The following is a 13,061-nucleotide window of genomic DNA, read 5'->3' as shown; positions in this document are numbered from 1 at the left end:
CCGCCCTGACCGTGCCGCCCTGACCGTGCCGCGCCGACCGTGCCGCACGCCGCCCAGGCATCACCCCTGCCTGGGGTGCCGCGACCCGGGCAGCCGGGGTTTCCGAGGGTGAGTTGAGACGAGTTCGTAACCTTCGGGGGCGTGCGGGAGTTGTTCTGGGTGAGACGGAAGTGAGGCCTTCCCGTCGCACCGCCTGTGCGCCGGGGAACATGGGGGTTTTGCCGATGAACGCTCTGTGGGACGAACTGGTACATGAGCTGGGCACCGTGCGCGCGTTGAGCGCGGCAGCTCTGGAAGCGCGCTCGGAAACGTCGCGGGTCGCGCTGATCACCCTGCTGGACGCCGAAGCCGCCGAGATCTCGGCGATTCTCGACCGGATTCTCCAGTCGGAGACCTCATCGGTCGCCTGATGCCCGCGTCTCCTCGACGGTCGCCAGGACGAGGTCGTAGTTGACGGTGTAGTACGGGCGGTCCGGCGTACTGCCGTCAGGCGCCTCGGTCCCGGCGGCATGCTCGGTGAACTCGGCGATCAGCGATTCCTTCACGCCGAACACCGCATCCTTGTCGAGGTACTCGTCCCCGGCCGCGAACACATGGGTGATCAGCCGGCCGTACCCCGGCGCCGTCACCATGAAATGAATGTGCGCCGGCCGCATCCACCCGCGCCCGCCCGCTTGCAGCAGTTCACCCACCGGCCCGTCGTGCGGGATCGGGTACGCGACCGGCCGGACCGACCAGAACGAATAGTTGCCCTCAGCATCGGTGATCAGATGCGCCCTGTTCTGTGGATGATCGAGGTCCTTCTGTACGTCGTAGTACCCGTCTTCGTCCGCCTGCCAGGTCTCGACCCGCGCATGCGCGACCGGCTCGCCCTTCGTGTTGAGCACGCGCCCACTCACGAAACACGGCTGCCCGGGTGCGCCGTTCGCGATGTCGTCCCCCAACTGTGCCGCCGGTGAGCCCTCGACGAAGAACGGCCCGAACACGGTCGACTGCGTGGCCTCCGGCGGCTTGCGATTCCCCAGACCGACGGTGAGCATCGACAGCCCGAGTACGTCGGCCAGCAACACGAACTCCTGACGCTTCTCGTTCGAGGCCTGCCCGGTGCGGGTGAGGAAATCGATCGCGGTGAAGTACTCGTCCTCGGTCAACTCGACCTCACGCGCGAACGCATGCAGATGCCGCACCAGCGCACTCATCACCGTCTGGTACCGCTCACTCGGACTGTCGCCGAAACTCGCCACGACGGCTTCGGTCAGGTCATCGCCCTGCAGGTCCATTTCGCTCCCTCCGTCAAGGCCGCGCACCCGCCCATGCCCGGTGCAGGATCTCCCGCACCAACGCCGCATCCACCGGAATCGGGTTCTCCACTACCACGAACCGCGCTGCCGCCTCCACCACGTCCCCCTCACTCATGCCCAGATCCCGCAGACTTGTCCCCGCCCCGACGTCTCGGAACAAGTCGAACAGCCGCTCCGCCAACTCACTGGGACCTGCGGTTGCATCCGCCAACCCGCCCGGCCCAGCGGTCGCAGGCGTGCCGTTGTTCAGGGCGGCTGCCAGCCGACGGGCGGTTTCTGGGACTGTGGGGGCGTTGACACGCGTGACCTGCGGAAGGATCGCTGCATGGGTCTCCGCGTGCGGAAGGTTGTAGGTGCCACCAAGGAAATGGCACAGCTTGTGATGCAGCCCGGTACCTGCGGCCGCCAGCGCCGACCCTGCCAGGCAGGCGCCGTACAGCAGGAGGCCTCGACTCTCCAGATCACGCGGTTCGTCCAGTACTGCGCGCAATCCGTCGCCCAGCGCACGCAACCCCTCGACGGCGACCGCGTCGTTGATCGGGTCGGCTTTCGGTGTCCAGACCGCCTCGACGCAATGTGCGATCGCGTTGGCCACGCTCGCGGTCGTCACTTGCAGCGGGAGCTCCCGGCTCAGCTCCGGGTCGTACACCACCACCTTCGGCAGCACGCGCACATCGGTCCCGGTCGACTTCCTGCCGTCGGCCGTCTCGCCCCACACAGGCGTCATCTCCGACCCGGCATATGTGGTCGGTACGGCCACTATGCCCACGCTGTGCGCCTCACGTCCGACACCGTGCGCCTCACGTCCGACACCGTGCGCCTCGGGCGGCGCCGGCGCCGTACGAGCGACGGCCTTGGCGAGCCCGATCGCCGAGCCGCCGCCGATCGCGACAACGGCGTCGACGTCGAGGTCGCTCGCCATCGCTCGTGCTTCTGTTGCCAGCTCGGTCGGCACGTGTTGCGTCACCCCGTCGATCCGCCCGGCGAAGCGATGACCCAGCTCGGCTTCGACTACGTCGGCCGCTTGCCGCGCGGAGTTCGTCGCCACCACGAGCACTCGCCGTACGCCGAGCCCCTCGACCTCATCGGCAACCCGGTGCAATGCCCCGGCACCGAACACCACTTTGCCGGGCAGGAACGTATGGGCGAACCCGCTCCCGAACCGCGCTGCACCGAACGCGCCCGCACGTGCCATCGGCACCCCCGCCAGGGCCTCGTCCTTCACCGAACAGTTCTTCTCCCGTCAGCAGCAGGCTAGGTTCCACCCGCTCACCCCGTCTACGCCCGGCCCGTCGGCCGTCGTAGCTGATCAGAAACATGGTTCGAGAATCCGGAAGGGGGTTGTCCGGATACTGGCCTAGCATCGGCGGCATGGAGCAGGCGTTTGTCGGTGAGGTTGTGGAGTGGCGCGGACCGGCGCCGTACTACTTCGTGCCGGTTCCTGAGGATGACGCCGAGGTGCTGCGGGCCGCGGTCTCGGCGGCCAGTTACGGCTGGGGCATGCTCCCGATTCGGGCCCGGATCGGGAGCACCGAGTGGAAGACGTCGCTGTTCCCGAAGGACGACGGGTACTGGCTCCCGCTGAAGGACGCCGTCCGCAAACCTCACGGCCTCGACGCCGGCGACACGGTAGAGGTCGAACTGATCCTCGAGCTGTCACAAGCGCCGGGCCGGAAGCAAGAGACGGCGCGCGGACAGCGGACGGCGCGCGAACAGGGTCAGGCGCGCGAACAGGGATTCGGGTGGTGCGGTGGCGCCGCGGGCTGATCATGCTCGGCTGCTTCGCGACTTCCGGGTTCCGTGGCTGGGGCGGAACGAGGACAAGCACGACTCGACGGTCTGGGCCGTGACCTGCTTCGTCACGCGGGCGGGCTTCCGCCGGCGAGGGATCAGTCGCGCGTTGGCCCGCGCTGCGGTCGGCTTCGCGCGGGAACGTGGGGCCGCGGCGGTCGAGGGTTATCCGGATCTCGTCGAGGGCGGGTACGTCGGAACGCTTTCCACGTTCGCCGATGCCGGATTCGCCGAGGTGAGTCGGCCCGGCAACCGGCGCGTGGTGATGCGGATCGACTTCTGACTCCGACGACGCCGCCGTTGGCGTACCGCGCCCACGTGGACGCGGTGAGCAGCCGTCAGCCCTTCAGCTCCGCCAGGATCTGCAGGTAGTGCGGGTTGTTCATGATGCCGATCAGGTTGCCGAACGGGTCCACCACCGACGCGGTCCGGAAGCCGGTGTTGTTGCCCCGCTCAACGATCCCCTCGTTGACGGTCGCGCCGAGCTCGAGCAACCGCTCGAGCGTGCCCTCCAGATCGTCGACATGCCAGTGCACGATCGCGCCGGCCGCGGGAGTTCCGACCGAGTGCGGTGCGTACTTGGCGTCGATGATCCCCAGCTCGCACTGGAAGTCGCCGAACCGGAACTCGACGTACGCCGGATCCGCCGCGCTCGGCACCGCGTAGTACGCCTCGATGCCGAGCAGATCCTCGTACCAGCTGCGCGCCGCCTTCATGTCGCTCGCGTAGAAGCTGACGGTCGCAAGTCCTCGCAACATCGTGGTGGTCCTCTCTCAGGTGGTTCCCCCGTTGGCGACCACCACGATTCCAGCGAAAGTGCTCACCCAGTGAGCACTTTGTTCAGTCGGTCTGGGTGACCTTCCGTAGGCCTCGCGGGGCGTCGGGGTCGAGGCCGAGCTTGCGGGCGAGGAGCTCGATTGCGCGCTGCGCGGGGATCACCAGGGCCAGCGGGGCCAAGGTCTCGGGCAGCTCGGGACCGGCGAGGTTCACGTCGCAGCGGGCGGCGAACGTGGCGTCGCCGCCGATACCGAGAATCTTGCTGCCCTTCTCGCGCACGACACCGGCCAGCTCGGTCATGCCCGGCAGGGCGGGCCCGTCGCCGGCAGCGACCAGGATCGTCACCAGGTCGGCGTCCACGACCGCGATCGGACCGTGCTTCAGGTCGGCGTAGGACAGTCCACGGACCGGCTGCAGGCAGGTCTCCTCGAGCTTGAGCGCGACCTCCAGCGTCGTGCCGAACGTGAGGCCGCGGCCGCTTGCCAGCACGTCGTGCGCGCCCGCCAGCAGATCCGCTGCCGCCTCGACCGATCCGGACAGCATCTTGCTCGCCGCGTCCGGGACCCGCGCGATGTCGGCGTCCAGCATCCCCGGGCGTGGGGCGAGCGCGTCGACGGCGACCGTGATGGCCGCCAACTGGGTCGTGTACGTCTTCGTGGCCGGCACGGCCAACTCCTGGCCGGCCTGGGTGATCAGCGCGACGTCGGCCGTCGACGCGAGCGGACTGTTGCCGTCGTTCGTGATACCGACGATCGCCGCGCCGTTCCGCTTGGCCCACTCGGCCGTGTCGACGATCTCCTGCGTCGCGCCGGACTGGCTGACCGCGACGACCAGTGAGTTCGACAGGTCGAGGTTCGCCCCGTACAGCGTGGCCACGGACGGGGCCGCCAGCGAGGCCTGCCGGCCGGCGTGGATCTCGGTCAGGTACCGGCCGTAGACACCGGCGTTGTCGGACGAGCCACGGGCCACGAAGATCACGTTCCGGCGGCCGGCGGCCAGCCGGGTGATGTCGTGCCGCAGCGGCAGAACGTGCTCGAACGTCGCCGCCAGCGCGGCCGGCTGCTCGGCGATCTCGGCCGCCATCCGGGTTTCTTCGGTGGGGACAGACACCACTGCGATCACTGGTCCTATCTGGTCTTAACAGGTATGCTGCGCACGATAGCAGTGAGCGGCGCTCCGGGGCACCCCCGAGGGCCGCCCAGGTCTGGAGGATCGAGATTCCATGGTGGCGACGAAGCGGGCCCAGGTCCGATCGGTGCTGGAACGGCTGATCGACGTCGAGCTGCATCCCGGGGACCCGATCCCCTCCGAGCGGGCCCTGGTGGACAAGTTGAACGTCTCCCGGGTGACCGTCCGGCAGGCGATCAGTGACCTGGTCGAGTCCGGCGCGCTCGAGCGCGTGCATGGCAAGGGGACCTTCGTCACGGGTCCGCAGGTGGACTCGCAACTGCACCTGACCTCGTTCTCCCGGGAGATGCGGGCCCGTGGACTCGAGCCTGGGACCGTGGTGCTGTCGGCGAGCGAGGTCGAGGCTTCCGACGAGACGGCCAAGGGGCTGCGGGTGGCGAAGGGCACGAAGGTGATCCGCGTCGAGCGGCTTCGCACGGCCGACGCCTCCCCGATGGCCTACGAGGTCGGCTACTACCCGTCGGCGCTCTTCCCCGGCCTGCTCGGCCGTGAGCTCGGCACGCTCTACGACGTCTTCGCCAGTGAGTACGACGTCGTGGTCACCTCGGGTGAGCAGACCGTCCGGGCGGACAACGCCGACGGTCATGTCGCCCGGGTGCTCGGTGTGGCCCGGCGGGCACCCCTGCTGGTCCTCGAGCGCACCACGTTCGCCGGTCGTAAGGTTGTCGAGCTGTCCTGGTCGGCGTACCGTGCCGACCGGTACCGGCTGCACATGGCCCTGACCCCACGCGGACCGCGCACCGGGTCCGCCTGATCGACCGTGGGTTGCGCTCTCCCGGAGGACCTCCGGACGCAGCCAACTGGATCGATCCTGTTCACCAACTGGTCTACATCCCTGCCGATCGCTTTCCGGCCACCGGGCCGGTTCGGCAGGTGGGCCGCCGGATCCGACGACGCACCCGGCGGCAATACTTAGGACACGTCCTAGGCCGAACCCACAAGAACTGTGTTGTGAGGAGTACCGCGAGACATGCCCATTGCAACCCCTGAGGTCTACGCCGAGATGCTGGACAAGGCCAAGCAGAACCGCTTCGCCTACCCGGCCATCAATGTCAGCTCCTCGCAGACGCTGAACGCCGCGATCCGCGGATTCGCCGAGGCGGGCTCGGACGGCATCATCCAGGTCTCCACCGGCGGTGCGGAGTACCTGTCCGGTCCGACCATCAAGAACATGGTCTCCGGCGCCGTCGCGCTGGCGGCCTACGCGCACGAGGTCGCCAAGAACTACCCGGTGAACATCGCGCTGCACACCGACCACTGCCCGAAGGACAAGCTCGACGGCTTCGTCCGGCCGCTGCTGGAGATCTCCGCCGAGCGCGTCGCGCGCGGTGAGAACCCGCTGTTCCAGTCGCACATGTGGGACGGCTCCGCGGTGCCGCTGGCCGAGAACCTGGAGATCGCCAAGGAACTGCTGGCCAAGACCGCCGCGGCGAAGATCGTCCTGGAGATCGAGGTGGGTGTCGTCGGCGGTGAGGAGGACGGCGTCGCCAACGAGATCAACGAGAAGCTCTACACCACCGTCGAGGACGGCCTGGCCACGGTCGAGGCGCTCGGCACCGGTGAGAACGGGCGCTACATCACCGCGCTGACCTTCGGCAACGTGCACGGCGTCTACAAGCCGGGTGCGGTCAAGCTGCGTCCGGAGATCCTCAAGGAGATCCAGGACCAGGTCGGTGCGAAGGTCGGCAAGGAGCGCCCGTTCGACCTGGTGTTCCACGGTGGCTCCGGCTCGACGCTCGAGGAGATCCGGGCCGCGGTCGACAACGGCGTCATCAAGATGAACGTCGACACCGACACGCAGTACGCCTTCACCCGCCCGGCGGCGGCGCACATGTTCACCAACTACGACGGTGTGCTGAAGGTGGACGGCGAGGTCGGCAACAAGAAGGCCTACGACCCGCGCGCCTGGGGCAAGGCGGCCGAGGAAGGTATGGCGAAGCGCGTCGCCGAGGCGTGCGAGAGCCTTCGGTCGACGGGGACGTCGCTGAACGCCTGACATCATCTGGTCCTCCTGGTGAGGGTCTGCGAAGGGCTCGCTGCCGTCGGCAGCGGGCCCTTCGTCACATGCGGGCGAGATCGAAGTGGCGGACACCGGTCCGCCGGGCGGCCCGGTCGAACGCGGACCGGATGCGGTCGGCCACGGTCGGCGGGTCGGACAGGTCGGCCCAGTGGATCCAGCAGGACTCGACGGGCTGCGGGCCCTCGAACCTCTGCTGCGGGTCGTGCGGGGAGGGCTCGGACTCCGCGCACCAGAAGGGGTAACGCGGCTGGTACTCCACGACGGTGCGCTCGTCGGGGAACCACAGCCCTTCGGCCGCCGGCACATCTTCGTCAGGCGGGTCGATGTCCGGCGGTGGTGCCGGACTCGGCTTCGGGAGGCCGGCCTCGGCGAGGATGAAGCGCAGGCGGGACTCTGCGACCGAGGCCGATCCGGTGAGCCGGTCCAGGACGTCGAGCGCACGCTTGCCGCCCTGTTCGAGTTGCGCCACCGCGTGGCTCAACGTGCGGCGGTTGACGAGTCCGGCGTACATCGCGGCGTCGGCGAGCACGACCGCGGGCTGCGGTGGTGCGGCCGCGGCGACCTCGGCGACGGCGCGGGCCGGCGAGACCAGGCGGAGGTTGTTCCACAGTTGGAGGCCGGGGCCGACTGGGTCGCGGATGTGCCGGTGAATGCCGCGCAACCGCCCGGAGCCGCCGTCCGGCGCGGTCACCTGGACCCGGGTCAGATCGAGGCCCCAGACCGGCAGCGCATGCAGCGCCGCGGCGGACTGGTGACTGGCGAAGACGCTCGGCCCGCTGCGCCGGAGAACGCTGTGGATCCGGCGCAGGTACAGGACTTCATCGGTGACGAGCATCAGCGAGCGGTGGGCGGCATAGGTGCCCCGGCGGATCCGGCGCCAGGACCCGGAGGCGAGCAAGGAGTCGATGTCGGCGTCGGGATAACCGCAGGCACGGGCGTCGGCCCGGGTGAACACGCCACCCCGGATCGACGCCATCACGGCGAGATGTGGATTCATGCCCTAGAACGTGCCGCGTTCCACCCCGCCCTGGACCCACGATTTTCAATCTGTGGAGAACCCGTGCCGCACCCAGACGTTCGGTTCGACGTAGACGGCGCGATCGGCAGCCACGTCACAGTCCACCGGCACCAGATGCTCCGGCCGCTCGGCGATCGTGGTGATCTGCAGCGAGCGGCCGGACGTGAGGCGATGGGATTCAGGCATAAAAAAGGCTCGTCATGTGTCTATGACGAGCTCGGCGCGGGTGGGTATCCAGGGTTGCCAGAGGAGGGGCATGCCGGCCTCGGCCGGGGTGCGGTTGCCCTTGCGCTCGTTGCACGCGGCATGGGCGGCGACCGCGTTGAGCCACTCGGTGCGGCCGCCCCTGGACCTGGGTTGAACATGGTCCATGGTGTCGGCGTTGTCGAGCCCGCAGTACGCGCAGCGGAACTTGTCCCGCCGCAGGACACCGTGCTTGCTGTACTTCATCCGGCCGGCCGCGTAGCGCCAGTGCGTCACGACGTACCGGACCAGGCGGAGGACGCGAGGGACCGGGAAAGGGCCGATGGTTCGCTCTCCGTGCGCCTCTTCCACCACTGCGACCTCTCGGACCAGCATCCGGATGGCGTGCTGGATCGAGACGGTGTGCAGTGGCTCGTACGACGCGTTCAGGACAATGACGCTCATCCGGTGCCTCCAACTGGGCCGTAGCTGGGAACCACGGCGGTCGACGCAGTGTGTCAAGCATCCGTGGCCGCCACGTGAACGGTCAACGGATTTCGTCAGCCGGTCACCTGCCGGTTCGGCTGCGTGATCGGCGAAGATGTGCTTATGGAATTGAACAATCTGCTCTCCGGTCCACCCGAGACACTACTACCGGTCGACCCTGCCGCGGCGGAACTCGCCGACGGGGCCGCTCCAGCGGACGTGGCCGCGAAGTACCCGACGTCGTCGCTGGCCTGGGCCGTGCTGGCCGAGGGTGCGCTCGCCGACGGGCGCACGATCGAGGGCTATGCGTACGCGCGGACCGGCTACCACCGGGCGCTCGACCTGCTCCGGCGGAACGGCTGGAAGGGGCACGGTCCGGTGCCGTGGGAGCACGAACCGAACCGCGGCTTCCTGCGCGCGCTGGCCGCGCTGGGCAAGGCAGCGGCGCTGATCGACGAGAAGGACGAGGCCGAGCGCTGCGCCACGTTCCTGCGCGACTCGTCCCCCACCGCCGCCGACGCGCTGAGCTGAAACCGCTTGTGGGCTTGGTTGTCCGGCGGGAATGATCTGCCGGGTGACCAGCCCCTACGCCCAGGACGGATTCGGCGCCGGGTTCGACTGGGGTCCGGTCGGGGCCGAGGTCGTTGCCGGTGACATCGTCGCGGTCGTCGACGTCCTGTCGTTCACGACCGCGGTCACCGTGGCCGCCGACCGCGGCATCGATGTGTACCCGTACCGGTGGCGCGACGAGACGGCCGTGACGTACGCCGAGCGGTACGGCGCGACGCTCGCGGTCGGACGATCGGCCGCGGGGCCGGACGAGGTCAGCCTGTCGCCGGTGTCGATCAGACGAGTGACGGGAATCACCAAACTCGTCCTGCCGTCACCGAACGGATCGACGATCTCGAAACAGCTCAGCGACACCGGCGCGACCGTGATCGCGGTGTCGCTGCGTAATCGATCCGCTGCAGCGGCGTGGGTGCGGCAGCAGCAACCGCGCAAGGTGGTCGCGATCGCCGCCGGCGAACGCTGGCCGGACGGTTCGCTCCGACCGGCCGTCGAGGACTTGTGGGGCGCCGGCGGCTTTCTCGGCGCACTCGGCCGCGACGCCCTGTCTCCGGAGGCCACCGCCGCGGTGGCGGCGTACGACGCAGTCGCGGGCGACCTGCCGCGGATGCTGCACGAATGCGCCGGCGGTCGCGAGCTCACGCAGTACGGCTTCGAGGGCGATGTCGCGATCGCGGCCGAGGTGGACACAAGCCGCTGCGTGCCCGTGCTTCGGGACGGTACGATGTTCAGGTCAATCTGAACGAACCAGTGGTTTCTGCCCGTTGACAGTGCCGGCAGGCGGCGTGCGTCCCCGCTTCCTGCCGAACATGGACGGTTCTCGGCGGATGGACAGACCGGTGAAGCAGGACGCCCACGGTCGTGTCCCCGCCCCATCGGGCAGCGAAAGGTCTCACCGTGCCGGCTCTCACCGGACGGCCAGACGCGCCCAGAAGCACCTACGCGGAGGTCCTGCGGACTCCGGGCGCATGGAAGTTCTACCTCGCGGCGGCCCCGGCCCGGATCGGGATCGCCATGACCGGCCTCGGCATCGTCTGGCTGGTTCACGGAGCGACCGGCTCGTACGCGGCGGCCGGTAGTGTCACCGGCGGTTTCGCCGTGGCCGAGGCGCTCGCCGGACCGCAGGTCGCCCGGCTGATCGACCGCTTCGGTCAGACCCGCATGCTGCCGGTGACGTTGTTGGCTCACGGAGTCGCCGTCGCCCTGCTGATCGGCCTGACACTGAGCGGTGCCCCACTCCCGGCCCTCGTCGTGGCTGGTGTCCTGGCCGGCGGCTCGCTGCCGCAGATCGGCGCGCAAACGGCGGCACGGTGGTCGCTGGCGCTGCGTGACACACCGTTGCTCTCGGCAGCGTTCGCATTGGAGGCGCTGGGCGTCGGGATTGCGTTCATGGTCGGCCCACTGCTGGTCGGCGTCGTGAGCTCGGCCGCCAGCCCGGTCGCGGGTTCTGTCGCAGCGACGAGCCTCCTGCTGGCCGGCGGCCTGCTACTGGCCGTTCAGCGCGGCACCGCGCCGCCTCCGAGACGCCCTGAGCACCGCGAACGCCCGAAACCCCTGTTGCACAAGCGCTTCGCAGGCCTGGTCGGCACCAACATCGGCGTCGGACTGTTCTTCGGCAGCATGCAGGTGTCCGTCACCGCCTTCGCCGTCTCACGAGGTACGCCGGGACTCGCCGGACCGCTCTACAGCATCACCAGCCTGGTGAGTCTGGTTGCCGGACTCGTGTACGGCGCGCGCCGGTGGCGGACCGCACCGGAGACTCAGTTCGTCCTCGCCTTCGTCTGGCTGACCCTGAGTTGCTTGCCGTTGATCGCAGCGCAGGGCCCACTGATCGCAGCGTTCGCGTTGGCGCTCCCTGGACTGGCGATAGCGCCGTTCCAGACGCTGTCGGCGGTGCTGACCGAGGCATCGGTCGACTCCGCTGTCCTGACTCAGGCCTTCACCTGGCTGAACTCAGGCGCCGCGGCCGGCATCGCGCTGGGCTCGGCGTTCGCGGGCTGGGTCGTCGACGGTCACAGCTCGCAGTACGGCTTCGTGGTGTCGCTCGGCGCGGCACTGACGGCGACGCTGCTGGCGCTGGCGGTGAAGTTCACCGATAGGTGATCTGTCGCTCGGCCGCGGCGCGCGCGGCGTACTCGGCCGGCGTCAGGCCGATCTGCTGCTTGAACTCCTTGGAGAAGTGGGCCTGGTCGAAGTATCCGAGGGACGCGGACAGGTCCGCCAGCTCGGCGACTTCGCCCTGCGCGAGCAGCTCGGCGCCGTCGTGCAACCGATAGCGCCGCAGCACCCACTTCGGCCCCACGCCGACGTACCGGCGGAACAGCCGCTGCAGCGTCCGGATCGGTACGCCGAACCGCTCGGTGATCTCGTCCACGCGGGCCAGCGAGCGGTCGGCGGCCATCGTCGTGACGATCTCGCGGACGAGCTCGTACGACGGATCGGGCGGGGCGAGGTGGTCGCGCAGGAACGCCTCGAACACCGCGCGCCGCCGGACGTCGGACTCGGCCTCGAACATCAGGTCCGCGAGCCGATCGCCGTCCGGGAAGACCGCGGTCAACGGCAGCACCTCGTCACGGAACGAACCCACGTCCAACCCGGTGATCGCGCCGAAGCCGCCGGCCCAGAACTTCACCCCGAACGCCCGCCCGCGTCCCTGCAGCACCCGTTCGAACTTGCGTGTCTGGACGCCGTTCACGAACGCACCACCCGGCTGCTCGAACGTCACGTTGACACTCGGGAACGGCAGTACCTCGGCTGTGTACGGCTCGTCCAGGTCCCACTCGACGATCCAATACCACTCCACGAACCGGTCCGCCTCGGGACCGGCGGCGAGCCGGCTCAGCGAGCGGTGCCGGGCCTGCTCCCGCGGATGCAGGATGCCCTTCTCGCTGTCGGGTGGGTGGTTCACGGCGGGCTGTCGCTTTCTTACAAGACCGTTCAGGCACGCAGCGGATTGACTCGTGTCATGACGACGAACACGGTAAACCCCATCCCCGACGGTTATCACTCGCTCACCCCGTACCTCGCCGTTGCCGACGGACCGAAGGCGATCGAGTTCTACTGCACGGTGTTCGGCGCGGAGGTGATCAGCCGGCAGGACATGCCGGACGGGCGGCTCGGTCAGGCCGAACTGAAGTTCGGCAACTCGATGCTGCAGCTCAGCAACGAGATGCCGCAGATCGGGCTGCAGGCGCCGACCGGCGAGTGGGTGCACTCCTCGCTGGTGCACTACGTCCCGGACGTGGACGCGACGTACGCGAAGGCGCTCGAGGCGGGCGCGACCTCGGTCGAGGAGGTGCAGACCTTCATGACCGGTGACCGGTTCGGTACGGTCATCGACCCGTTCGGGCACCGCTGGGCGATCATGACCCGGGTCGAAGACGTCTCGCGCGAGGAGGCCGATCGGCGGGTCAAGGAGTGGCTGGCCGGCAACCCGACCGAGCTCGGCTGACTCCGGGAACGAGGAAGCGGCCCGCCGGAACCGTCCCCTGCGGCAGTTTCGGCGGGCCGCTGACTAAGAGTGTGCACGCGATCACGCTAAATGGCAACCCGTCAGTTGATGAAACAATGACTTGAAACGAGTACTTGAGGGATCTGGACAGGCCCGAAATCCTCGCCTCGTCGTCCGGTAGGCTTTGGTCGCAAGAGCCTGGATGCATCGCCGGATGAACGTCCGGTGAATGTCTCCGGGCTTCACCGTTTCCAGCGCGGGCCGTCACGGGGTGTGCGG

At 68.8% G+C, this 13,061-nt stretch carries 17 protein-coding genes; 9 read left to right on the top strand and 8 right to left on the bottom strand.

The annotated features are described in order from the left end of the window. Window positions 1-224 precede the first annotated feature (224 nt). Window positions 225-410, top strand: a complete 186-nt coding sequence (locus tag AB0B82_RS17230; RefSeq protein WP_360168631.1) for a hypothetical protein — start codon at window positions 225-227, stop codon at window positions 408-410. Here the strand turns inward: AB0B82_RS17230 and AB0B82_RS17225 are convergent. Next, the gene (locus AB0B82_RS17225) at window positions 396-1,280 is read right to left on the bottom strand and encodes an intradiol ring-cleavage dioxygenase (protein WP_360168628.1); all 885 of its coding nucleotides are present in this window, start codon (window positions 1,278-1,280) and stop codon (window positions 396-398) included. The two genes, AB0B82_RS17230 and AB0B82_RS17225, sit on opposite strands and share 15 nt — an antisense overlap. Before the next feature lie 13 nt (window positions 1,281-1,293). Beyond that, window positions 1,294-2,526, bottom strand: a complete 1,233-nt coding sequence (locus tag AB0B82_RS17220) for a maleylacetate reductase (protein ID WP_360168625.1) — start codon at window positions 2,524-2,526, stop codon at window positions 1,294-1,296. Window positions 2,527-2,672: 146 nt separating this feature from the next. Between AB0B82_RS17220 and AB0B82_RS17215 the strand changes: the two genes are divergently transcribed. Beyond that, window positions 2,673-3,068, top strand: a complete 396-nt coding sequence (locus AB0B82_RS17215; protein WP_360168622.1) for a DUF1905 domain-containing protein — start codon at window positions 2,673-2,675, stop codon at window positions 3,066-3,068. Next, a complete protein-coding gene (locus AB0B82_RS17210; RefSeq protein ID WP_360168619.1) occupies window positions 3,052-3,375 on the top strand; it encodes a GNAT family N-acetyltransferase in 324 nt (107 codons plus the stop codon). Before AB0B82_RS17215 ends, AB0B82_RS17210 begins: the two co-directional genes overlap by 17 nt. 55 nt (window positions 3,376-3,430) lie before the next feature. Here the strand turns inward: AB0B82_RS17210 and AB0B82_RS17205 are convergent, their stop codons facing one another. Both AB0B82_RS17205 and AB0B82_RS17200 read right to left on the bottom strand, forming a co-directional pair. Beyond that, window positions 3,431-3,850, bottom strand: a complete 420-nt coding sequence (locus AB0B82_RS17205) for a VOC family protein (protein ID WP_360168616.1) — start codon at window positions 3,848-3,850, stop codon at window positions 3,431-3,433. A gap of 82 nt (window positions 3,851-3,932) precedes the next feature. Beyond that, entirely contained in the window at window positions 3,933-4,979 is a 1,047-nt protein-coding gene (locus AB0B82_RS17200; RefSeq protein ID WP_360168613.1) for an SIS domain-containing protein, read from the bottom strand. A gap of 112 nt (window positions 4,980-5,091) precedes the next feature. Between AB0B82_RS17200 and AB0B82_RS17195 the strand changes: the two genes are divergently transcribed. Together AB0B82_RS17195 and fbaA are read left to right on the top strand one after the other, a co-directional pair. Next, window positions 5,092-5,811 carry a GntR family transcriptional regulator gene (locus AB0B82_RS17195; protein WP_360168610.1) on the top strand — a complete coding sequence of 240 codons (720 nt, stop codon included), beginning with the start codon at window positions 5,092-5,094 and terminating at the stop codon, window positions 5,809-5,811. Between the two features lie 216 nt (window positions 5,812-6,027). After that, window positions 6,028-7,053: a class II fructose-bisphosphate aldolase gene (fbaA, locus tag AB0B82_RS17190; RefSeq protein WP_360168607.1), complete on the top strand. Its 1,026-nt coding sequence runs from the start codon at window positions 6,028-6,030 to the stop codon at window positions 7,051-7,053. A 64-nt stretch (window positions 7,054-7,117) separates the two neighbouring features. Here fbaA and AB0B82_RS17185 read toward each other — a convergent pair whose 3' ends face one another. The 3 genes from AB0B82_RS17185 to AB0B82_RS17175 are packed head-to-tail and all read right to left on the bottom strand — an operon-like array spanning window position 7,118 to window position 8,743. Then, a complete protein-coding gene (locus AB0B82_RS17185; RefSeq protein WP_360168604.1) occupies window positions 7,118-8,074 on the bottom strand; it encodes a type IV toxin-antitoxin system AbiEi family antitoxin domain-containing protein in 957 nt (318 codons plus the stop codon). A 45-nt stretch (window positions 8,075-8,119) separates the two neighbouring features. Beyond that, a complete protein-coding gene (locus AB0B82_RS17180) occupies window positions 8,120-8,281 on the bottom strand; it encodes a hypothetical protein (protein WP_360168601.1) in 162 nt (53 codons plus the stop codon). Between the two features lie 12 nt (window positions 8,282-8,293). Then, complete coding sequence (locus AB0B82_RS17175; RefSeq protein WP_360168598.1) at window positions 8,294-8,743, bottom strand: HNH endonuclease; 450 nt, start codon at window positions 8,741-8,743, stop codon at window positions 8,294-8,296. 144 nt (window positions 8,744-8,887) lie between these two features. Between AB0B82_RS17175 and AB0B82_RS17170 the strand changes: the two genes are divergently transcribed. The 3 genes from AB0B82_RS17170 to AB0B82_RS17160 all read left to right on the top strand — a co-directional run bounded on the left by AB0B82_RS17170 (window position 8,888) and on the right by AB0B82_RS17160 (window position 11,434). Further along, window positions 8,888-9,295: a DUF3151 domain-containing protein gene (locus AB0B82_RS17170; RefSeq protein WP_360168595.1), complete on the top strand. Its 408-nt coding sequence runs from the start codon at window positions 8,888-8,890 to the stop codon at window positions 9,293-9,295. A gap of 43 nt (window positions 9,296-9,338) precedes the next feature. Then, on the top strand, window positions 9,339-10,073 hold the full coding sequence (locus AB0B82_RS17165; protein WP_360168592.1) for a 2-phosphosulfolactate phosphatase: 735 nt from the start codon (window positions 9,339-9,341) through the stop codon (window positions 10,071-10,073). Window positions 10,074-10,228: 155 nt separating this feature from the next. Then, entirely contained in the window at window positions 10,229-11,434 is a 1,206-nt protein-coding gene (locus tag AB0B82_RS17160) for an MFS transporter (protein ID WP_360168589.1), read from the top strand. Here the strand turns inward: AB0B82_RS17160 and AB0B82_RS17155 are convergent. Then, entirely contained in the window at window positions 11,421-12,239 is an 819-nt protein-coding gene (locus AB0B82_RS17155) for a helix-turn-helix transcriptional regulator (RefSeq protein ID WP_360168586.1), read from the bottom strand. The genes AB0B82_RS17160 and AB0B82_RS17155 overlap by 14 nt on opposite strands. 57 nt (window positions 12,240-12,296) lie before the next feature. Here AB0B82_RS17155 and AB0B82_RS17150 point away from each other — a divergent pair, with 57 nt between their 5' ends. Beyond that, window positions 12,297-12,782, top strand: a complete 486-nt coding sequence (locus tag AB0B82_RS17150; protein WP_360168583.1) for a VOC family protein — start codon at window positions 12,297-12,299, stop codon at window positions 12,780-12,782. Window positions 12,783-13,061 lie beyond the last annotated feature (279 nt).

It is taken from the genome of Kribbella sp. NPDC048915 (assembly GCF_040649595.1).
Classification (GTDB): domain Bacteria; phylum Actinomycetota; class Actinomycetes; order Propionibacteriales; family Kribbellaceae; genus Kribbella.
Note: the sequence above shows the minus strand (reverse complement) of the source record. Positions and strands in the feature narration are given on the sequence as shown.